At 71.8% G+C, this 18,425-nt stretch carries 24 protein-coding genes; 17 read left to right on the top strand and 7 right to left on the bottom strand.

Going from position 1 to position 18,425, the window contains the following annotated elements; all coding sequences use genetic code 11:
* The first annotated feature begins 4 nt into the window (after positions 1–4).
* From AB0F81_RS17545 to AB0F81_RS17530, 4 genes are all read left to right on the top strand, one after another.
* A complete protein-coding gene (locus tag AB0F81_RS17545) occupies positions 5–1,195 on the top strand; it encodes a histidine kinase (protein ID WP_360198113.1) in 1,191 nt (396 codons plus the stop codon).
* On the top strand, positions 1,192–1,869 hold the full coding sequence (locus AB0F81_RS17540) for a response regulator transcription factor (protein ID WP_360198110.1): 678 nt from the start codon (positions 1,192–1,194) through the stop codon (positions 1,867–1,869). Before AB0F81_RS17545 ends, AB0F81_RS17540 begins: the two co-directional genes overlap by 4 nt.
* Entirely contained in the window at positions 1,866–2,492 is a 627-nt protein-coding gene (locus AB0F81_RS17535) for a helix-turn-helix domain-containing protein (protein ID WP_360198107.1), read from the top strand. The genes AB0F81_RS17540 and AB0F81_RS17535 overlap by 4 nt, the downstream gene beginning before the upstream one ends.
* Positions 2,493–2,573: 81 nt before the next feature.
* Positions 2,574–4,373, top strand: coding sequence for an NAD(P)/FAD-dependent oxidoreductase (locus AB0F81_RS17530; RefSeq protein WP_360198104.1), 1,800 nt, complete (start codon positions 2,574–2,576; stop codon positions 4,371–4,373).
* A gap of 5 nt (positions 4,374–4,378) precedes the next feature.
* On the opposite strand, the gene AB0F81_RS17525 is transcribed toward AB0F81_RS17530, so the two are convergent.
* A complete protein-coding gene (locus tag AB0F81_RS17525) occupies positions 4,379–4,549 on the bottom strand; it encodes a hypothetical protein (protein ID WP_360198101.1) in 171 nt (56 codons plus the stop codon).
* A 102-nt stretch (positions 4,550–4,651) separates the two neighbouring features.
* Here AB0F81_RS17525 and AB0F81_RS17520 point away from each other — a divergent pair, with 102 nt between their 5' ends.
* On the top strand, positions 4,652–5,338 hold the full coding sequence (locus tag AB0F81_RS17520; protein WP_360198099.1) for an alpha/beta hydrolase: 687 nt from the start codon (positions 4,652–4,654) through the stop codon (positions 5,336–5,338).
* On the opposite strand, the gene AB0F81_RS17515 is transcribed toward AB0F81_RS17520, so the two are convergent.
* The gene (locus AB0F81_RS17515) at positions 5,328–5,735 is read right to left on the bottom strand and encodes a RidA family protein (protein ID WP_360198097.1); all 408 of its coding nucleotides are present in this window, start codon (positions 5,733–5,735) and stop codon (positions 5,328–5,330) included. The two genes, AB0F81_RS17520 and AB0F81_RS17515, sit on opposite strands and share 11 nt — an antisense overlap.
* A gap of 35 nt (positions 5,736–5,770) precedes the next feature.
* Here AB0F81_RS17515 and AB0F81_RS17510 point away from each other — a divergent pair, with 35 nt between their 5' ends.
* Positions 5,771–6,379 carry a TetR/AcrR family transcriptional regulator gene (locus AB0F81_RS17510; protein WP_360198095.1) on the top strand — a complete coding sequence of 203 codons (609 nt, stop codon included), beginning with the start codon at positions 5,771–5,773 and terminating at the stop codon, positions 6,377–6,379.
* Here the strand turns inward: AB0F81_RS17510 and AB0F81_RS17505 are convergent.
* A complete protein-coding gene (locus AB0F81_RS17505) occupies positions 6,310–6,960 on the bottom strand; it encodes an NAD(P)-binding domain-containing protein (protein WP_360198092.1) in 651 nt (216 codons plus the stop codon). The genes AB0F81_RS17510 and AB0F81_RS17505 overlap by 70 nt on opposite strands.
* The gene (locus tag AB0F81_RS17500) at positions 6,957–7,988 is read right to left on the bottom strand and encodes an LLM class flavin-dependent oxidoreductase (protein WP_360198089.1); all 1,032 of its coding nucleotides are present in this window, start codon (positions 7,986–7,988) and stop codon (positions 6,957–6,959) included. The genes AB0F81_RS17505 and AB0F81_RS17500 overlap by 4 nt, the downstream gene beginning before the upstream one ends.
* A 189-nt stretch (positions 7,989–8,177) precedes the next feature.
* On the opposite strand from AB0F81_RS17500, the gene AB0F81_RS17495 reads away from it, so the two are divergent.
* Both AB0F81_RS17495 and AB0F81_RS17490 read left to right on the top strand, forming a co-directional pair.
* A complete protein-coding gene (locus tag AB0F81_RS17495) occupies positions 8,178–8,588 on the top strand; it encodes a spore-associated protein A (protein WP_360198086.1) in 411 nt (136 codons plus the stop codon).
* 14 nt (positions 8,589–8,602) lie between these two features.
* On the top strand, positions 8,603–9,001 hold the full coding sequence (locus AB0F81_RS17490) for a spore-associated protein A (RefSeq protein ID WP_360198083.1): 399 nt from the start codon (positions 8,603–8,605) through the stop codon (positions 8,999–9,001).
* 27 nt (positions 9,002–9,028) lie between these two features.
* Here AB0F81_RS17490 and AB0F81_RS17485 read toward each other — a convergent pair whose 3' ends face one another.
* Entirely contained in the window at positions 9,029–9,811 is a 783-nt protein-coding gene (locus AB0F81_RS17485; RefSeq protein WP_360198080.1) for an NBR1-Ig-like domain-containing protein, read from the bottom strand.
* 363 nt (positions 9,812–10,174) lie between these two features.
* On the opposite strand from AB0F81_RS17485, the gene AB0F81_RS17480 reads away from it, so the two are divergent.
* From AB0F81_RS17480 to AB0F81_RS17460, 5 genes are all read left to right on the top strand, one after another.
* Positions 10,175–11,035: an LLM class flavin-dependent oxidoreductase gene (locus AB0F81_RS17480; protein WP_360198077.1), complete on the top strand. Its 861-nt coding sequence runs from the start codon at positions 10,175–10,177 to the stop codon at positions 11,033–11,035.
* Between the two features lie 95 nt (positions 11,036–11,130).
* Positions 11,131–11,283, top strand: coding sequence for a hypothetical protein (locus AB0F81_RS17475; protein ID WP_360198074.1), 153 nt, complete (start codon positions 11,131–11,133; stop codon positions 11,281–11,283).
* Positions 11,284–11,810: 527 nt separating this feature from the next.
* Positions 11,811–12,164, top strand: a complete 354-nt coding sequence (locus AB0F81_RS17470) for a GntR family transcriptional regulator (RefSeq protein WP_360198071.1) — start codon at positions 11,811–11,813, stop codon at positions 12,162–12,164.
* Positions 12,161–13,225, top strand: coding sequence for a DUF1648 domain-containing protein (locus AB0F81_RS17465; protein WP_360198068.1), 1,065 nt, complete (start codon positions 12,161–12,163; stop codon positions 13,223–13,225). The genes AB0F81_RS17470 and AB0F81_RS17465 overlap by 4 nt, the downstream gene beginning before the upstream one ends.
* Before the next feature lie 52 nt (positions 13,226–13,277).
* Positions 13,278–13,451: a hypothetical protein gene (locus tag AB0F81_RS17460; protein WP_360198065.1), complete on the top strand. Its 174-nt coding sequence runs from the start codon at positions 13,278–13,280 to the stop codon at positions 13,449–13,451.
* A gap of 53 nt (positions 13,452–13,504) precedes the next feature.
* Here AB0F81_RS17460 and AB0F81_RS17455 read toward each other — a convergent pair whose 3' ends face one another.
* The gene (locus AB0F81_RS17455; RefSeq protein WP_360198063.1) at positions 13,505–14,020 is read right to left on the bottom strand and encodes a hypothetical protein; all 516 of its coding nucleotides are present in this window, start codon (positions 14,018–14,020) and stop codon (positions 13,505–13,507) included.
* Positions 14,021–14,046: 26 nt separating this feature from the next.
* Positions 14,047–14,949, bottom strand: coding sequence for a diiron oxygenase (locus AB0F81_RS17450; RefSeq protein WP_360198060.1), 903 nt, complete (start codon positions 14,947–14,949; stop codon positions 14,047–14,049).
* A 53-nt stretch (positions 14,950–15,002) separates the two neighbouring features.
* Here AB0F81_RS17450 and AB0F81_RS17445 point away from each other — a divergent pair, with 53 nt between their 5' ends.
* From AB0F81_RS17445 to AB0F81_RS17430, 4 genes are read left to right on the top strand one after another with little or no spacing between them, the layout of a single operon-like run.
* On the top strand, positions 15,003–15,701 hold the full coding sequence (locus tag AB0F81_RS17445; RefSeq protein ID WP_360198057.1) for a TetR/AcrR family transcriptional regulator: 699 nt from the start codon (positions 15,003–15,005) through the stop codon (positions 15,699–15,701).
* Complete coding sequence (locus tag AB0F81_RS17440) at positions 15,698–16,012, top strand: DUF4873 domain-containing protein (RefSeq protein ID WP_360198054.1); 315 nt, start codon at positions 15,698–15,700, stop codon at positions 16,010–16,012. The genes AB0F81_RS17445 and AB0F81_RS17440 overlap by 4 nt, the downstream gene beginning before the upstream one ends.
* Positions 16,002–17,477: an NAD(P)/FAD-dependent oxidoreductase gene (locus AB0F81_RS17435; RefSeq protein WP_360198052.1), complete on the top strand. Its 1,476-nt coding sequence runs from the start codon at positions 16,002–16,004 to the stop codon at positions 17,475–17,477. The genes AB0F81_RS17440 and AB0F81_RS17435 overlap by 11 nt, the downstream gene beginning before the upstream one ends.
* Positions 17,474–18,418, top strand: a complete 945-nt coding sequence (locus tag AB0F81_RS17430) for an SDR family NAD(P)-dependent oxidoreductase (protein WP_360198049.1) — start codon at positions 17,474–17,476, stop codon at positions 18,416–18,418. The genes AB0F81_RS17435 and AB0F81_RS17430 overlap by 4 nt, the downstream gene beginning before the upstream one ends.
* The last annotated feature ends 7 nt before the right edge of the window (positions 18,419–18,425 follow it).

The raw sequence follows: 18,425 nt of genomic DNA, 5'->3' as shown, positions 1-18,425 counted from the left end.
TGCCGTGGGATCGCAGATGAAGGCCGCGCTCGACGCCGTCGTGGCGCTGGCCGCCGGCCTGTTCACCGTGGTGATGCTGCATCAGGGTGGCCTCGGCGGCAACACCGGCGACTACCGTCCGCTCGACCTGGCCGGCCTCGTGCTGGCGGTCGGGTCGGTTCTCCCGCTGCTCTGGTCGCGCCGCGCGCCCGGCGCCGCCTTCGGCGGGTCGGCCGTCGCCACCCTGGGCCTGATCGCGCTCGACTACGCGATGGACGTCCCACCCGGCCTGCTGATCGCGACCTATGTGCTGGCCGAGGCGGTCGGTGGCGGTGTCACGCCGCACCGCCGGCTGTGGGCGGCCGCGAGCGTCGCCGCTTTCCTGCCGTCAGCCATGGTCCTGATCCTGCTCAACGACAGGTCAGTGCGCGGCATGGCGTCCGGCATGGTCGCCTGGGTCACGATGTTCGCGCTGGTGTGGACGGCCGGTGACCGCAGCCGGCTGCGCCAGGAGCGGATCGCCGAGCTGGAGGTCACGGCCCGGCTGCGCAGCCTGGAGCTGCAGTCGCAGCGCCAGCTCGCCGCGGCGCAGGAGCGCACCCGCATCGCCCGTGAGCTGCACGACTCGGCCGGCCATGCGATCAACGTGATCCTGGTGCAGGCCGGCGCGGCCCGGCTGCTGCACGAGCGTGATCCGGAGCGGTCGCGCCGGGCCATCGAGACGATCGAGGAGGTCGCGCACGGCACGATCGCCGACATCGATCGCCTGGTCCGGGCCCTGCGCGAGGGTCCCCGGCTGACCGACGTGGCGCCGGCCCCGGCCGGCACGGAGGATCTGGAGCAGCTGGTCGACCGGCACCGGGCCGGCGGCCTGGAGGTCTCGACCACCTTCCAGGGCGCGCCACGCGGGCTGCCCAGCGGGGTGGCCTGGGCGGCCTACCGGATTCTGCAGGAGGCGCTGACCAACGCGGCCCGGCACGGGTCCGGGCGCGCCGACGTGCGGATGTCCTACGGCACGGCGGCCGTCGAGATCGTGGTCAGCAACCCGGTGGGCGACCGGCAGCGCCCCGGCGGCGGGATGGGCATCGTGGGGATGCGCGAGCGCGCCGCCCTGCTCGACGGCACGCTCGAGGCCGACACCGCCGAGACCGGCCTGTTCCGGCTGCGTGCCCGCCTGCCCTATGCGCCACCCGCGACGGTCGGCGCCATCGCATGACCGGCGACGGGCCGCTGCGGGTGCTGATCGTCGACGACGACGATCTGATGCGGGCCGGGCTGCGGGCGGTGCTCTCCAGCGACGACACGATCGAGGTGGTCGGGGAGGCGTCCGACGGCCGCGAGGTCGTCACCCTGGCCGCCGGCGCCGCGCCCGACGTGGTGCTCATGGACGTGCGCATGCCGCACCTCGACGGGATCGCCGCCACCCGCGCGCTGAGCGAGGCGGTGCCGGCCGCGCGGGTGCTGATCCTGACCACGTTCGAGGACGACGACTACGTGTTCGGGGCGCTCAGTGCCGGCGCGTCCGGGTTCCTGCTGAAGCGGACCCGACCGGAGCAGCTGATCGAGGCCATTCACACCGTCGCCGCGGGCGAGTCACTGCTGTCACCGTCCGTCACGCGTACGGTGATTGATCGCATGGCGGCGGCGGCGCCGCCGGACCCGGCGCTGGCGCGGCGGCTGCATGCCCTGACCGCCCGCGAGCGCGACGTGCTCGCGCTGGTGGCGCGGGGCCTGTCAAATGTGGAGATCGCGGCCGAGCTGTTCGTCGAGGAGTCGACGATCAAGACGCACATGAAGCGGATCCTCGCCAAGCTCGATCTGCGCGACCGGGTGCAGGCGGTAGTGGTGGCCTATGAGACGGGTCTGGTCCGCCCGGGAGCCGCGCGGTGAGCCGCGCGGTGAGCCGCACCGAGGCGACCCGGGTGCGCCTCCTGGTGACCGCCGAGCGGCTCTTCGCCGAGCACGGCGTGGCCGCGGTGTCCAGCCGGCAGATCAGCGAGGCGGCCGGGCAGGGCAACAACGCCGCGGTCGGCTACCACTTCGGCACCAAGGACGGCCTGGTCCGGGCGCTCGTGCGCGGCCACGCCGAGCCGATGGAGCGCAGCCGGCGCGTGTTGCTGGACCGGTTCGCCGGCAGCGCCGACCTGCGTGATCGGGTCACCTGCCTGGTGCAGCCGTTCACCGACCACCTGGCCGAGCTGGGCAATCCGAGCTGGTATGCCCGGTTCGCCGCCCAGGTGATGACCGAGCCCGCGCTGCGACAGCTCGCCGCGGCCGAGCTCGCCGACGCGCCGATGCTGCGGGCGGTGACCGACCGGCTGCATGATTGCGTGCCGCACCTCACGCCGCAGGCGCAGAGTGAGCGCGACGAGATGGCGCACACGTTGATCGTGCAGTTCTGTGCCCAGCGTGAGCGCACCGCCGAGCCGGATTGGTCGGCCACCGCGGTGTCGCTCATCGATGCGATCGAGGGTCTGTACCGCGCCCCGCATAGTGGATGTTTCGGACAGTAAGCCTTTCGGACACCCAAATGTTCAGTCAGGTGCTTTAAATTGTGGGCTCGCCGCACCGGACGCACCCCCGAAAGGCACCACATGTCCATCCCCCACCTTCCCCACCGCTTCACGCCCGCGGAACTCGACGCGATGCGCACGAGGTACCGGGTGGAGCGCGACCGCCGCATCCGCCCGGACGGCGCCACCCAGTACCGCCGGGCCGCCGGCGAGTTCGGCTACTACGCCACCGACCCGTACACCGAACGCACCGAGCGGGCCCCGGTCCACGACCGCGTCGAGGCGGTCGTCATCGGCGGCGGCTTCGGCGGCCTGGTCACCGGCGCCCGGCTGCGGCAGGCCGGCATCCAGGAACTGCGGATGATCGACGAGGCCGGTGACTTCGGCGGCACCTGGTACTGGAACCGCTACCCCGGCCTGCACTGCGACGTCGAGGCCACGGTCTACATGCCGCTGCTGGAGGAGGTCGGCTACGTCCCCAAGTGGCGCTACGCCCCGGGCGAGGAGATCCGCCAGCACGCCGTCGCGATCGCCAAGCACTTCAGCCTCTACGACGACACGCTGTTCCACACCCGCGTCATCGAGCTGCGCTGGGACGACGAGGCCGCCGAGTGGACCGTGCGCACCGACCGCGGCGACGAGTTCCGCTCCCGCTACGTCGTGGTCTCCTCCGGCACCCTGACCCAGCCGAAACTGCCCGGCATCCCCGGCATCGAGTCCTACCGCGGGCACACCTTCCACACCAGCCGCTGGGACTACGACTACACCGGCGGCGACCAGGACGGTGGCCTGCACAAACTCGCCGACAAGAAGGTCGGCGTGGTCGGCACCGGCGCCACCGCCATCCAGATCGTCCCGCACCTGGCCCGCGACGCCGAACAGCTCTACGTCTTCCAGCGCACCCCGTCCTCGGTCGACGTGCGCGACAACCGCCCCACCGACCCGGCCTGGGCCGCCTCACTGCAGCCCGGCTGGCAGCAGGAGCGGATGGAGAACTTCCTGACCATCGTCACCGGCGGCTACGCAGCCGAGGACCTGATCGACGACGGCTGGACCTCCACCGCCCGCCTGCAGCGGCAGATGCTGACCGGCTCGCTGGACGTCAACCTCTCCGAAGAGGAACGCGAGTACCTCGACGAGATCGCCGACTTCCGCAAGATGGACCAGATCCGGGCCCGCGTCGACGAGCTGGTCGAGGACCCGGCCACCGCCGAGCTGCTCAAGCCGTGGTACCGCTACATGTGCAAGCGGCCCACCTTCAGCGACCACTACCTGCAGAGCTTCAACCGCCCGAACGTGACGCTGGTCGACACCGCCGACACCGGCGGCATCACCCGGATGACCGAGACCGGTGTGGTGGTCGGCGACACCGAGTTCGACGTCGACTGCGTCATCTTCGCCACCGGCTTCGAGGTGGGCGTCTCCGGCGTGCTCTCCGGCACCCTGCCCGTGCACGGCCGCGGCGGCCTGCCGCTGCTCGGTCACTGGCGCAACGGGCCGCGCACGCTGCACGGCTTCTACAGCCACGGCTTCCCGAACCTGTTCCACCTCGGCGCGATCCAGAACGCGGCGTCGGTCAACTTCGTCCACGTCCTGCAGGAGCAGGCCACCCACATCGGCGCGGTTGTCGCCGAGGCGGAGAAGCGCGGCGCCCGTACGGTAGAGCCGTCTGCGGAGGCCGAGGCCGCGTGGGCCGCGACCATCCAGCAGACCGCGCCGAACAACTTCAGGTTCCAGTCCGAGTGCACGCCGGGCTACTACAACGGCGAGGGAAACCCCCGCCCGGTCAACTTCTCCTACGGTCCGGGCCCGGTCGCGTTCCACGACCTGCTGCGCCGGTGGCGCAGCGAGGGCGGGATGGACGAGGTGCTCAATTCATAGGTCGATCAGGTACGCGGTGGCGTGTCCGGGCCGGTGACCCGGCCGGGCAGGTCGTTGTCGTCCGGGTGATGTTCCGGTGTCGGAGCCGGCCCGCTCTTGCCCCGGGCCGCCGGGTCGTCGTTGAGGTCGATCGGCCGCTCGAACTCCGGCCGCTCGGTGGGCTGGGAAGTACTCATGCCTGTGGCGTACCCGCTGCTGCCAGGCCTATGCCGTTGATCACGTGGGTATGAGGGGGCATGCCCCCACGGACGGTGTATCACGACGGAGAATTCGGCTGGATGCGCAGCCGTACGCTCGGCACGCCGCGCCCGGGCGTACCCGAGATCGTGCTGGTGCCGGGCCTGGCCGTCGCCGACTATCTGCTGCCCGGCCTGGCCGCCTGGGGTGAGTGGACCCGCGCGCACCTGCTGGAGCTGCCCGGCCAGGCCGGCAGCGGCGAGCCGCCGTACGAGCTGTCGGTGGCCGAGTACAGCCGGGCGGTCACCGGCTGGCTGGCCGCCCACCGGCCGGATCCGGTGATCCTGGCCGGTCATTCCAGCGGCACGCAGGTGGTCGCCGAGGCCGCCGCCGGCGCCGCCGAGGTCGCCGGCCTGGTCCTGGCCGGGCCGATGACCGATCCGGCCGTCCGCGGCCGCTTCCCGCTGGCCGCCCGCTGGGCGGTCGAGGGCCTCACGCAGCCGCCGGCGCTGACCGCGACGCAGGCCACGGAGTGGTGGCGGGCCGGCCCGCGCCGCCTGACCCACCTGGTCGGCATCCACCGCAGGCACCGCATCGAGGACCCGTTGCGCCGGGTCACCGTGCCGGTGCTGGTCCTGCGGGGCCGGCGCGACCGGTTGTGCAGCGCGGCCTGGACCCGCCGGCTCGGCCGGCAGGTGGAGATGCCGGGCGCCCACTGCTTCCCGTGGAGCCACCCGCACGCCTGGTCCGAGCCGGTCCGGCAGCTCGCCGCGCTGGTCAGTCGATGACCGCGACCGCCTCGACCTCGACCAGCAGATCGGGCTCGCCGAGCGCCGCCACGCCGAGCAGCGTGATCGGCTTGACCGGGTCGACGCCGAGTTTCGCGGCGGCCCGGCCGACGCCCTCACCGAGCAGCGGCATCTTCTCCGGCGACCAGTCGACGACGTAGACGGTCAGTTTCGCCACGTCGTCGAAGCTGCCACCGGCGGCGGCCAGGGCGGTGGCGATGTTGAGGTAGGCCTGCTCGACCTGGGCGGCCAGGTCGCCGGGCCCGACCGGGGTGCCGTCGGCGTCGCGGGCGACCTGCCCGGCGAGGAACACCATGCGGGAGCCGGTGGCGATCGACATCTGCCGGTAGACGTCGGGTTTGGGGAGTCCGTCGGGGTTCATCAGCGTCACAGCCATGCCCAATGTATAGCACTGCTATGTATAGTGGCGCCATGGCTCGGACGAAGGACCCCGCGGTCCGCACCCTGCTGATCGAGCGGGCCGCGCAGATGCTGCGGGCCCGCGAGCCGGTCACCCTGCGGGCCGTGGTCGCCGGCACCGGCGTGTCGACCATGGCGGTGTACACGTATTTCGGCGGCATGGACGGCCTGTGGCGCGCCATGCGGCAGGAGGGATTCACCCGGCTGGCGGCCGAGCTCGCCACCGTCGCGGTCACCGCCGACCCGGTGCGCGACCTGGCCGCGCTCGGCTCGGCCTACCTGTCCAACGCGCTGGCCAACCCCGACCTCTACCGGGTCATGTTCGACGCCGGCTTCGACCTGGAGGACCCGGCCGCCGCCGACGAGTCGCTGCACACCCTGGTGCGCGCCGCCGAGCGGGCGAAGGAGCAGGGCCGGTTCCGTGCCGACGTCGACCCGCTGACCCTGGCCACCCAGAGCTGGGCCATCGGCCACGGGCTGGCCTCGCTGGTCACCACCGGTCCCCTGCCCCGCGCCGCGCTCGGCAACGGCGCGCCCATGCTGACCGCCCTCTACGTCAGCTGCGGCGACGACCCGGCGTCCTGCCGGGAGTCGGTCGCGGCCGGCTGGCGGCTGGGGTAACGGTCGAGCATCGCCCGCACCTCGGCCGCGTCGACGTTCGCGCCGAACAGTTCGGTGCCGGGCTCCATCCGCACGCCCTCACTCAGCGGGCCGGCGATCACCGGGTCGAACCCGAAGGCGTCCACCAGCGCGGCCGCCTCCTCGAGGTCCGCGCCGGCGATGGCGATGCCCTTGCGCTCACCCCGGTCGAGGTCGTGATAGCCCATGTGGTTGAACGCCTTGACCACCCGCGACTCCGGCAGGAACGCCCGCACCAGCTCGCTGGACGACGCCAGGTCGTCACGAATGCCGTCGACCTCCCACCAGTAGTTCATCGCGTCGATCACCAGCTTGCCGCGCAGCGCCTCCACCGGCAGCGTGCGGTACTTGCCGAGCGGGAGGGCGAGGATCACCACGTCCGCCCGCTCGGCCGCCTCCACGGCGGTCACCGCGACCGCGCCCGGCGTGACCACCTCCACGATCAGGGCGATCTTCGCCGGGTCGCCCGAGCCGGCCACGAGCACGTCGTAGCCGGCCCGCAGCGCCAGCCGGGCCAGCACGGTGCCGAGCTTGCCCGCACCGAGGATGCCGATCGTCGTCATCGCGCCACCATCTCCCGAACCATCGGCGCGACCTTGGAACCGAACAGCTCCACGGCGCGCAACCGGGCACTGACCGGCTGGGCGCCGGCCGTGTAGATCATGTCGAAGCGGCCCACGCCGAGCACGTCCACCGCAGCGGCGATCTTGCGGGCGACCGTCTCCGGCGACCCGATGTACAGCGAGCCGTGCTCCACCTCGGCGTCGAACTCGCTCTTGCGCAGCGGCGGCCACCCGCGCAGCGCGCCGATCCGGTCACGCTGCACCTTGTAGAACGGGTAGAAGATCTCCTTCGCCTCCGCGTCGGTGTCGGCCACGAAGCCCGGCGAGTGCATCCCGACCGGGTGCGCGACCGTGCCCAGCTGCTCCGCGGCCCGCCGGTACAGGTCGACGTACGGCGCGAACCGCTCTGGCGCCCCACCGATGATCGCCAGCATCAGCGGCAGCCCGTGCCGCGCGGTGCGCACCACCGACTGCGGCGAGCCACCCACCCCGACCCAGCTGGCCAGCCGCCCGGACTCGGTCTTCGGGAAGACGTCCGCGCCCTCCAGCGCGGCCCGGGTGGTCCCCGACCAGGTCACCGGCTTCTCGTCGAGCAGCTTGACGAACAGGTCGAGCTTCTCCTCGAAGAGCACCTCGTAGTCGGCCAGGTCGTAGCCGAACAGCGGGAACGACTCGGTGAACGACCCGCGCCCGAGGATCACCTCGGCCCGGCCGCCGGACAGGGCGTCCACGGTCGCGAAGCGCTGGAAGACGCGCACCGGGTCGTCGGAGCTGAGCACGGTCACGCCGGAGCCCAGCTTGATCCGCGACGTACGGGTGGCGATCCCGGCCAGCACCGTCTCCGGCGTGGAGATCGAGTACTCCGGGCGGTGGTGCTCGCCGAGCGCGATGGCGTCGACGCCGAGCTCGTCGGCGATCACCGCCTCCTCGACCACCTGCCGGATCGCGGCGGCGTGCGAGACGAGAGCGCCGGCGTCGTCCTCCGGCACGTCGCCGAACGTGTCGAGGCCCAGAAGAAGGTCGGTCATGGCACTTGCCTCCAAGTAATTGACGTGTCAACCGACCTCAACCACGAAGGCCCCGCGCTTATGCCACCTGCGGATCTTTTCTCCGAATTCTCCAGCGGACGATTCACGGACGACGATCCGCTGTTGTCCGGGCACCCCGCATGCCAGCGTCAGGGCCGCAACGAACCACAGCAGAAAGGGCATTCGCTCGTGCGAATCTCACAGAAGGTCGCCGCGGTGGGCCTGACCGCTGCCGCCACCGCGGCGGGGGTCACGATGGGCGCCGCGCCGGCGCAGGCCGCGCTCTACGGCGGCCAGTGCGGCTCCGGCTACGGCGTCGTGAACCTGATCGACCTTCCCGACCTGCGGGGCACGGTGTACCTCACCTACAACGCCTCCACCGGGAAGAACTGCGTCGTCACGATCCGGGAGCGGCCCGGCACGGCCACGCTCATGGAGGCGTACCTGCGCCGGTCCGGCACGTCGTCCTACGTCAAGGACAGCGGCAACTTCACCACGTACGCCGGACCTGTCTACGTCTCGGCGGCCGGCTCGTGCGTCGACTGGGGCGGCACGATCGGCACCGCGTCCAAGACCCGTTACGGCACGAACTGCGGCTGAGAGGAGCCACCCCCATGAAGAAGATCGCAGCAGCAGCGTTCGCGGCCTCGGCGGCCGCCGTCCTCGCCACCGCCACCCCGGCGCAGGCGGCCAGCTACGGCGGTGAGTGCGGCTCCGGCTACGGCGTCGTCAACTCGGCGTCGATCGGCACGAAGGGGACGGTGTTCCTCACCTACAACGCGTCCAACGGCTACAACTGCGTGGTCGCCAAGCGCAACAGCGTCGGTTCCGCGGTGCTGGTCGAGGCCGGCCTGGCGGTCCACCCGGTCGGCAACCACTGGACCAAGTACGACGGCGGCTACTACACCTCGTACGCCGGCCCGCTCTACCTGCACGCGGCCGACAAGTGCGTCGACTGGATGGGCCGGATCAGCGGCACCGAGGGCGGCAAGCGCGGCACCAACTGCGGCTGACCGCCGGAGCGGTGAGGCCCGTGGGCCTCACCGCTCCCCCACCCGCACGTCCAGGAAGATCGGCCGCTTCGCCGGGAACATGGTGCGCCCCTGCTCATCCGCCATCTTCCAGAAGATCTTGCAGGTGGCCGGCCCCGCCGGGGTCCGCACCGTCACCGAGATGTCCACGGTCTCCCCCGGCTTGGTCTGCGGAATAGCCACCAACTCCGGCGCCGCGCAGGGCTGCTCGTTGGCCCGCGCCAGGAACCGGTTGGCCCACACCACGGTCCCGGTGTTCCGCAGCCGCCACACCTTCGTGAACGACGAGTTCGGCGGCACCAGGCTCCCGTCCGGATAGGTGATGTCCCCCTCGAACTGCGAGTCGTCGTGCGCCCCCACCGCAGCCGTGTCCACCTCACCGGCGCGGTCCGCGCGCCCGAACAGCACGAACCCGACGCTCACCCCCACCACCGCGGCCACCACCGAAGCCACGAGCACCGCCAGCCGCGTACTCCGCCGCCGCGCCCCCGGCTCCGGCGCTGGTTCCGGCGATGGCTCGGGCCCCGGCTCCGTTTCCCACCCCGCCTGCGCCCGCGCCCACTCCTCGCGCCACTCCTTCTCCACCTCGAGCGCGTCCCGCCCCAGCCGATCCACCGCGAGCACCCGCACGAACTCCCAGGTGGTCTCCCAGCTCGGCAGCACCCGCCCCTGCGCAGCCGCGGCCAGCGACGACTTCGACGCCGCCGCCCCCAGCTTCTCCGCCATCTCGGTGTAGGACGGATCACCGGCCTCCTGCTTCAACCGCCACAGCCGATCCGCGAACGCCCCCACCGGCCCCGCCGCCGGATCAGGCCGCGCCGGCCGCCTTCCCCGCCGTCGCGAAACCCGCACCTCAACCCGCTTGCCCTCGTCCACCTGAGCCACCTCGCCGATCGTCCACAATGTCCGTGAATGCGTCGGCCACCCTATCGGTCCGCCGGCGAGGCGCCGCTCGGCCGGTGTGGGTCTTGCTGAAGCGGCGGGATGCGACGTCCGTCACCGGCGAGCCGCTTCGACAGCCGAGCGCGGGCATCCCACTCGCGAGTGCGCCGCCTTCGGCGCCGAGTGGCGGTTGTCCGTGTGCGATCACCTGATGGAAGATCCACAACGTCTGCCGCGGGCTGACATGTGACCCACGACGAAAGGCGAACCACCGTGCAGCTCGATGTGATCATGTGGCCGGACCAGCCATGGCCGCAGCTGCGCAGCGAGTGGCTGCACGCCGAGCGCCTGGGCATCGGCCGGGGCTGGCTCTACGACCATCTAAACCTCAACGGGCGGCCGGTGTGGCACGAGGCGTACACCGTGCTCGCCGCGGTCGCGGCCGCGACCACCCGCATCGGCGTGGGCACCATGGTGACGGCGCCGAATTTCCGGCACCCGGTCACCTCCGCGAAAGCAGCGCTGAGCCTGGACGCCCTCGCCGAGGGACGGTTCGTGCTGGGTGTCGGCGCCGGCGGCCCGGGCGGCGACTCGGACGCCTTCGGCGGCCGGCCGTTGACCCGAGCCGAGCGCACCGCCCGGTTCGCCGAATGGACCGAACTCACGCACCTGCTGCTCAGTCAGGAGAGCACCGAATACACCGGCCGCTACTTCAACGCCCGGGCCGTGGCCATCGGCGGCGGCGAACCCCGTCGGCCGCAGCTCGCGGTCGCGGCCACGGCCGCGCGGGGCATGCAATTGGCGGCCCGGTTCGCCGACCTCTGGATCACCCAGGACGTGGGGCAGAACCCGGCGGTCTACGCGGGCACGCCCTACCGCGAGATCCGGCGGCAGATCACCGAGCTGGACGAGATCTGCGTCCAGCACGGCCGCGATCCCGCCGGTCTCGCCCGGTTGGCGGTTCTCGGGTACGGCGGGGAACGTCCGCTGGACTCGATCGAGGCGTTCCGGGACTGCCTCGGCCGGTACGCCGAGCTGGGCGTCACCACCCTGGCAGTGCTGTGGCCGCGCGGCGATCAGGCCCGGACCCGGCTCGCCGTCCTGGAAGAGGCGGCCGGCAGCCTGTCGTTGTGATGCCGGCCGGGCGGGTGGAATCCCGCCCTCGGCAACCTGGTTCTGGCACACGCTGAGCGGGTACCACTGGGACACGTGATCCGAGGAGGCACCACATGGCAACCCTGACCCAACGTGTCCGCGCCTTTCTGCAGGGCCCGCAGGGACGGCGGCTCGTCGACCAGGGCCGTCGGGAACTCGCCAAACCGGAGAACCAGCGCCGGCTGCGCGGGCTGTTCTCCCGGCTGCAGAACCGGCGCCGCTACTGATCCCGGCGGCCCCGGCGCTGATCCTTCCACCTCGCCCGGCGATCGCTCCGCTCGAGCGGTTCCCGGGCACTCCGATGACCATCTCTGATGCGGCGATGACTCTGATCGCCGTTAGCCCGTCCCCGAACCGCGCGGCCGGGCACAGGCACGTCCCGTAGCTCAGGCCCGCCACCGACACGGCGCACGCCTGCCCGCACCGCCTGCCGTCACTCTGCGGCCAGCCAGCCGCCGCGCTCGCGAGCGCGGCGGCGGCGCGGTGCCCTCACCTCCGGTTGAGCGGCTCGATGCGACCTCGTTTCAGCATTGCGGCTTCCAGGGGCCCAGCCGCGCGCAGTACGAGCACGGCCGCGCAGCAGCCGAGCATGCCGGGCCGACCCGGATTCCCGCATCCGCCACCGTGGCCGCGAGTGCGCGCCGGCTCGGCGTAATCCACACCGGCCTCCCGGATCACCTCCCATGGACTGGTGCGGCGGGAGCCGCGCGGCGGCGCTTGCGGAGGAGCGGCATTGTTATAGTAGAATGCGAACATGTTGTTCCGGGTGGACGTGGCGGCGGCCGAGCCGCTGGCTGATCAGATCGCTGCTCAGGTGCGCGGCGGCATCATGCGCGGCGACCTGTCCGCGGGTGAGCGGCTGCCGTCCGCGCGGGAGCTCGCGGAGGTGCTGGATGTCAACCTGCACACCGTGCTCCGGGCGTATGCGCAGCTGCGCGACGAGGAGCTGATCGAGCTGCGGCGGGGCCGCGGGGCCGTGGTGCGCGGGGATGCCGACGCGACGCGGCTGCGGTTGGTCGAGTTGGCGCGGCAGTTCGTTCGCGAGGCGAGACGGCAGGGACTGGAGGAGGCAGAGATGCTGGCGATCGTGAAGGAGGCACAGCCGTGAGGAGACTGTGGGCAGCGGCGGTGCTGGTCTGGCTACCGGTGGCCGTCACCGCGGCCACGTGGGGCAGCTGGTCCGGCCGGTTGCCGGCCCGCGTCGCCACGCACTGGGGCCCGTCCGGCGCGCCGGACCGTTTCAGTTCCACCGAGGGCTTCTGGACGACCATGGTCGTCATCGGCGTGGTGGCCGGCGTGGTCGCCGTGGTGGCGGCCGTCGTCGCGGCCCGCGCTGAGCGCCTCACCCGTGGAGCCGATGGCACCGGACCGCCGCGGGCAGCCGACGGCGGCACGGAGGGACGCGACGTGGGGCGGGGCGCGTCCCGTACCGATGACGGGGTTGATCGCGAAGCGATCGGGGTGGCCGCGCGGCGGCTGTCGAACGCGCGTTTCCTGCTCGTCGGCGCCGGCGCCGCGTCGGGGGCGACCGCCGGCATGTGGGCGGCGACCGCGACCGCCGCGCTCGCGGACCCGGTCGAGCCGCGACTGGGGTGGCGTTTCCTGTACTTCGCGGCCGGCCTCGCCTGGGGCCTGGTCGTGTGGCTGGCGGCCGGGCGGGTCTCGCGGCCGGTGCTGCCCGTGGGACCCGCGGTGAATCCGCTGGCTCTGGGGCCGACGGAGCGGGCCGGGTTCAGCACGACCCTGCGCGCGCCGCTGATCGCCGGGGTGACGCTGGCGTCCGCCGTGCTGGTGATGGTGCTCGCGCTGACCGGGCCGCCGGCGCTGTGGTTCGTGGCGCTGATTCCGCTGGCGGCGGGGCTGGCGTTCGGGCGGATCCGGGTCACCGCGGACCGTCGCGGGCTGCGGCTGGTGACCGGGCTGTTCGGGGTGCCGGTGAAGCGGATCCCGCTCGGCGACATCGCCGGCGCCGAGGTGGCGGAGATCGATCCGATGGCGTGGGGTGGCTGGGGTTACCGGGTCACGCCGGGCCGTTCGGCGCTGGTGCTGCGCGCCGGGCCGGGCCTGGTGCTGCAGTTGCGCGACGGCCGCCGGTTCGCGGTCACGCTGGACGACCCGCAGACGCCGGCCGCGCTGCTCAACGCCCTGCTCAACCGGGTTGCCGGCTGATCGTTGTCGCGATTCGCCGCCGCGTCCGCGGCGACTGGACGACGATGAACGGATGACCGAACAACACGTACCGGCGGAGCCGAAGAAGATCCACGGCGACAAACTGGCCGAGGCGTTCGCACCGGTGGACCACGCCGGCGAGGACGAGCCGGAGGCGGAGAACAGCGACGTCCGCCTGCTGTCGCGGCACCCGGCCGCCAAGACGGCGCACGTGGTCCGTCGCTGAGCAGGCGCGGCGCCGGGCAACACTGAGCGTCAGCCGAGGCAACCGGCTGACGCTCAGTCGTCGGAGAAGTCGGACAGGCGGGGCGGCTCGACGCCGACGCCGATCGCGCGCAGGTCGGCGGCGCTGAAGGTGCGCTCGGCGCGGTCGCCGAGGAAGACGGTCAGCAGCGCGTCGAGGATGTCCAGGTGGTCTTCGCGGGACTCGGCCATCCGCATCCAGATCCGGTCGCTGGCGGCCATCACGCGGGCGTTCACCGGCGTGGCCTCCAGCGTGCGGTGCAGCAGCCCGGCCTCCAGGAAGTCCGACCAGGGCGCGGTCTGCCCGAGCAGCGAGCGCACGGTCGAGGTGAAGAGCATGAACAGCGTCCGGTGGCCGAACTCGCTCATCCCCTCATGGGCGAGGCGGATCTCGAAGAGCCGTTCCAGCCCGGCGAGCATGGCCCGGTGGTGCACGAGCAGCGCCGCGTTGAAGGTCGACGACTCCGGAAGGTATCCGCCGTACTTCCCGCCCTGGGCGGCAAGGTAGGCGTCGATCAGATCCCGCCGGCCGTACCGCCGCGTTCCCTCCATGATCGCGAACGATAGCGAACCTCGGGTCAGGCCGCGCGGGGCAGCAGCCCGGAGGCGCGCCACAGGGCGGTGCCCGGCCCGCCGATCAGGTCGAGGTCCGTGAGGAAGGTGACCACCCGCTCCCCCGCCCACCGCATGGTCTCCCGGTGGTACGGATTCGCCCGCGCCGCCCGGCGCCCCTCCTCCGGGTCGATGCCGACCGCCCGGTAGACGCGCGGGTCGACGAGCCGGGTGCCGGTCAGGTACGCCGCCCGCCCGATCACCAGCTTGTCGAAGGCGAGCCGCCCCCGCCCGGCGCCGCGGATCTGCCGGGCCAGCTCCTCCCGGGCGTAGCGCACGTGCCGGGCCTCCTCGACCACGTGGATCCGCGACACCATCCGCACCAGCGGCTGCACGTTCTCGTCGGCCATCGCCTCGCGCTGCAGCGTGTCCAGGATCTCCTCGGCGATCAGGATCGCCGCGTACATCCGCGGGCCGACACCGGTGTGCGCGATCCACTTGCCGAGCCACTGGTTGAACCCGTGCGGCTGGTAGACCGGGGTGCCCAGCCGCGCGATCATCCGGCCGAACATCACCGAGTGGCGGCACTCGTCGCCGATCTCGGTCAGCGCGTACTGGGCGTGCGGGGCGGTCGGGTCCTGTTTGAAGTATTCGCGGACCAGGAGTTGCATGAGGATCGTCTCGAACCAGACGCCGAGGCCGGCGATGCTGGCCACCTCGTGCTTGGTGAGCTCGATGCGCTGTTCCGGGCTGAGCCGGTCCCACAGGGCGGTGCCGTAGAGGCTGGAGCGGTGCGGCGGCACGAAGTACTTGCCCTCGGCGAACGGCGCCTCCCAGTCGATCTCGACCTCCGGGTCGTACGAGTGCTCGGCCGACGAGCGGAGCAGCCGGGTGGCGGTGCGGTCGCGATCGGACGGTGCAGTCGTCATTTTCGGCCTCCCGGAGCTTGACGTTACCGGCGGTAACAGTTACTAAAGGTACTATGAACTCAGTCACTCCCCCCGTCAATCCCGGCTCGGACCGTTCGGACGGCCGCCGTGGCCGCTGGGACGGTCACCGCGAGCAGCGCCGGGCGGAGCTGACCAACGCGGCGATCGAGGCGATCCGGCAGCACGGTCCGGACGTCGGCATGGAGACGATCGCGGCGCACGCCGGAGTCAGCAAACCGGTGCTCTACCGCTACTTCGCCGACAAATCGGAGCTGTGGCTGGCGGTCGGGCAGCAGGCCGGCGCGATGGTTCTGGAGGCGATCGTGCCCGCCGTCGCCGCGGTCCGTGAGGAGCGGGCGATCATCGGCGCGGCGATCGACGTCTACCTCGCGCACATCGAGGCCGACCTGAACCTCTACCGGTTCGTCGTGCACCAGCCGGACATCGCCCGGCACCGCGATGTCGTCGCCGACGTGATGGACACCGTGGCCAGTGGACTGGCCCGGATCTTCGGCGACCGGCTGCGGGCCCGCGGGCTCGACTCCGGTGCCGCGCTGCCCTGGGCGTACGGGGTCGTCGGCTACGTGCAGTCGGTGGGCGACTGGTGGCTCCGGCAGCAGCAGCCGATCAGCCGGGAGGCGCTCGGCGAATACCTGACGACGTTTCTCTGGGGCGGTATCGCCGGCATCCGCCGGGCCGCCGACATCCCCGGTGGACTGGCGGCACACGAAGGGTGGGCGGAGCAAGCGTGACTACCGAGGAAGAGGAATACCGGGGACCCGCCGAACTACACCTGGACGACGGCCCGGTCGCCGTCCAGGTGCGGATGTCGGCCCACTTCGAACCGGTCGAGGGCCGGTTCCGCTGGGCCGGGCGCACCGGGCCGGACGACGTGCTGCGCCAGCGCGTCGGCGCCGGGCTGCGCAAGGCCGCGATCGTCATCGACAGCCGGCAGACACCGGTGAAGCTGGGTGATCCGGACCCCTGGGGTGGCGTCCGGATCACCGGCACCGGCACCCCGCCGTGGTTCCCGGTGGCCGGGGAGGCGCCGGATGCCCGCTGATCGCCACTTCGACGTGCTGATCGTCGGCGCCGGTCTCTCCGGGATCGGCGCCGCCTGGCGGTTGCAGAAGCAGCGGCCCCGCGACAGCTACGTGATCCTCGAGGCCCGCGACGCGATCGGCGGCACCTGGGACCTGTTCCGCTATCCCGGAGTGCGCTCCGACTCCGACATGTTCACCCTCAGCTACCCGTTCCGGCCGTGGCGCGAGCCGGAAGCCCTGGCGAGCGGCGACAAGATCCGCCGGTACATCGAGGAGACCGCGGAGGAGGCCGGCATCACCCGGCACATCCGCTTCGGCACGCGGGTGGTGCGCGCCGACTGGTCCACGCCGGACGCGCGCTGGACCGTGCGGACCGCTGCCGGTGACGTCTACACCTGCAAGTTTCTGTACGGCTGTGCGGGCTACTACAGCTACACCGAGGGTTACCGGCCCGATTTCCCCGGGCTCGGCGAGTTCCGCGGTGAGGTGGTGCACCCGCAGTTCTGGCCGGAGAACCTGGATTACCGGGGCAAACGGGTGGTGGTGATCGGCAGCGGGGCCACCGCGGTGACGCTGGTGCCGGCGATGGCCACGGACGCGGCACACGTCACCATGCTGCAGCGCTCGCCGTCGTACGTCACGCCCCTGCCGAACCGTGACGTGATCGCTGACCTGGCCCGCAAGCTCTTGCCGCCGAAGGCGGCGAACCGGGTCGCCCGCGCCAAGAACATCCTGCTCACGCAGAGCTTCTACCAGCTGGCACGGCGCCGGCCGCGGCTCGTCCGCCGCGCGCTGCGCGGCGTCGCCCTGCGTTACCTGCACAACCCGGGGTACGTGGACGAGCACTTCAAGCCCCGTTACGACCCCTGGGACCAGCGGCTCTGCGTGATTCCGGAGGCGGACCTCTACACCGCGATCACGTCGGGGCGCGCGTCGGTGGTGACCGACCACATCGAGACGTTCGTGCCGGAGGGCATCCGGCTGAAGTCCGGGACGGTGCTCGACGCGGACGTGATCGTGTCGGCGACCGGGTTGACGCTGCTGCCGGTCGGCGGGATCGCGCTGGCCGTGGACGGTCAGCCGATCGAGGTCGGTGGGCGGGCGACCTACCGAGGGTTGATGTTGAGCGGAGTGCCGAACTTCGCCTACTGCATCGGTTACGTCAATGCGTCGTGGACCCTGCGGGCCGACCTGTCGCACCGCTACCTGCTGAAACTGCTCGACCACATGGAACGGCACGGCTACGCGAGCGCGACCCCCGCTCACCCGCGGCCGGGCGGCGCCGGCCGGCCGCTGCTCGATCTCTCCTCGGGGTACGTGCAGCGCGCGCTCGACACGTTCCCGGTGCAGGGTGACCGGGATCCGTGGATCGTGCGGCAGAACTACCTGCGTGACGTGCTGACGACGCCGCGCGCCGACGTGACCCGGGACATGGTGTTCGCCCGGCGCAGCGTGCCCGCTCGCAAGGAAGAGGTGGTCCGATGAGGCTTCCCGAGTACCGGTTCGCCGGGCAGATCGCTGTGCTCACCGGTGCGGCCAGCGGGATCGGTGAGCAACTCGCCTACGGGCTGGGCGCCCGCGGCAGCGATCTGGTGTTGATCGATGTTGACGAGGCGCGGCTCACCGTGGTCGCTGACCGGATCCGTGCTGCCCATCCCGGGTTGACGGTGCAGACCATCGTGGCCGACCTGTCGGACCGCTCGGTGGTGGAGGGTGTGGCGACGCGGGTACTGGCCGAACATCCCCGGATCGGGTTGTTGATCAACAATGCCGGGATCGCGCTGGGTGGACGGTTCGATCAGGTGTCGATCGAGCAGTTCGAGACGGTCATGAACGTCAACTTCCGGGCGCCGATGCTGTTGACGCACATGTTGATTCCCGCATTGACTGCAACGCCCGGTGCTCATCTCGTCAACGTGTCCAGTCTGTTCGGGTTGATCGCGCCGCCCGGGCAGAGCGCGTACAGCGCGAGCAAGTTCGCCCTGCGCGGGTTGAGCGAGTCGCTGCGCAGTGAACTGCTGGACAACGGGGTCGGCGTCACGACCGTGCACCCCGGCGGCATCAAGACCCGGATCGCGGAGTCGGCGCTGGTGGGCTCGCACGTGCCCGAGGAAGACATCGAACCGAACCGCAAGCTGTTCGCGGCGCTGCTCAGCTATCCCCCGGAGAAGGCCGCGGAGCAGATCCTGCGTGCCGTCGCGAAGCGCAAGGCGCGGCTGCTGATCGCCGCCAGCGCCAAGGCGCCGGACCTCCTGGCCCGGCTCTTGCCGGTCGGTCACGCCCGGATCGTGCGCGCGCTGACCGTCGCCCGCGGCACCGTTTCCCGAGCCGCTCCCGCCGCCGCTTCTCGCGCCGGTTCCGGCGCCGCATCCGGCGCTGGCTCCAGCACTGATTCCGGCGCCGGCGAGGCGGTGGTCAAGCAGTGAAGTATCA

The organism is Actinoplanes sp. NPDC024001 (assembly GCF_040638955.1).
In the GTDB taxonomy this organism is placed as follows: Bacteria; Actinomycetota; Actinomycetes; order Mycobacteriales; family Micromonosporaceae; genus Actinoplanes.
Note: the sequence above shows the minus strand (reverse complement) of the source record. Positions and strands in the feature narration are given on the sequence as shown.

Coding starts and splice junctions, on each gene's coding strand:
- AB0F81_RS17540 (WP_360198110.1), top strand. CDS start 1,192: ATGACCGGCGACGGGCCGCTGCGGGTGCTGATCGTCGACGACGACGAT.
- AB0F81_RS17530 (WP_360198104.1), top strand. CDS start 2,574: ATGTCCATCCCCCACCTTCCCCACCGCTTCACGCCCGCGGAACTCGAC.
- AB0F81_RS17525 (WP_360198101.1), bottom strand. CDS start 4,549: ATGAGTACTTCCCAGCCCACCGAGCGGCCGGAGTTCGAGCGGCCGATC.
- AB0F81_RS17520 (WP_360198099.1), top strand. CDS start 4,652: ATGCGCAGCCGTACGCTCGGCACGCCGCGCCCGGGCGTACCCGAGATC.
- AB0F81_RS17515 (WP_360198097.1), bottom strand. CDS start 5,735: ATGGCTGTGACGCTGATGAACCCCGACGGACTCCCCAAACCCGACGTC.
- AB0F81_RS17510 (WP_360198095.1), top strand. CDS start 5,771: ATGGCTCGGACGAAGGACCCCGCGGTCCGCACCCTGCTGATCGAGCGG.
- AB0F81_RS17505 (WP_360198092.1), bottom strand. CDS start 6,960: ATGACGACGATCGGCATCCTCGGTGCGGGCAAGCTCGGCACCGTGCTG.
- AB0F81_RS17500 (WP_360198089.1), bottom strand. CDS start 7,988: ATGACCGACCTTCTTCTGGGCCTCGACACGTTCGGCGACGTGCCGGAG.
- AB0F81_RS17490 (WP_360198083.1), top strand. CDS start 8,603: ATGAAGAAGATCGCAGCAGCAGCGTTCGCGGCCTCGGCGGCCGCCGTC.
- AB0F81_RS17475 (WP_360198074.1), top strand. CDS start 11,131: ATGGCAACCCTGACCCAACGTGTCCGCGCCTTTCTGCAGGGCCCGCAG.
- AB0F81_RS17470 (WP_360198071.1), top strand. CDS start 11,811: ATGTTGTTCCGGGTGGACGTGGCGGCGGCCGAGCCGCTGGCTGATCAG.
- AB0F81_RS17460 (WP_360198065.1), top strand. CDS start 13,278: ATGACCGAACAACACGTACCGGCGGAGCCGAAGAAGATCCACGGCGAC.
- AB0F81_RS17455 (WP_360198063.1), bottom strand. CDS start 14,020: ATGGAGGGAACGCGGCGGTACGGCCGGCGGGATCTGATCGACGCCTAC.
- AB0F81_RS17450 (WP_360198060.1), bottom strand. CDS start 14,949: ATGACGACTGCACCGTCCGATCGCGACCGCACCGCCACCCGGCTGCTC.
- AB0F81_RS17445 (WP_360198057.1), top strand. CDS start 15,003: ATGAACTCAGTCACTCCCCCCGTCAATCCCGGCTCGGACCGTTCGGAC.
- AB0F81_RS17435 (WP_360198052.1), top strand. CDS start 16,002: ATGCCCGCTGATCGCCACTTCGACGTGCTGATCGTCGGCGCCGGTCTC.
- AB0F81_RS17430 (WP_360198049.1), top strand. CDS start 17,474: ATGAGGCTTCCCGAGTACCGGTTCGCCGGGCAGATCGCTGTGCTCACC.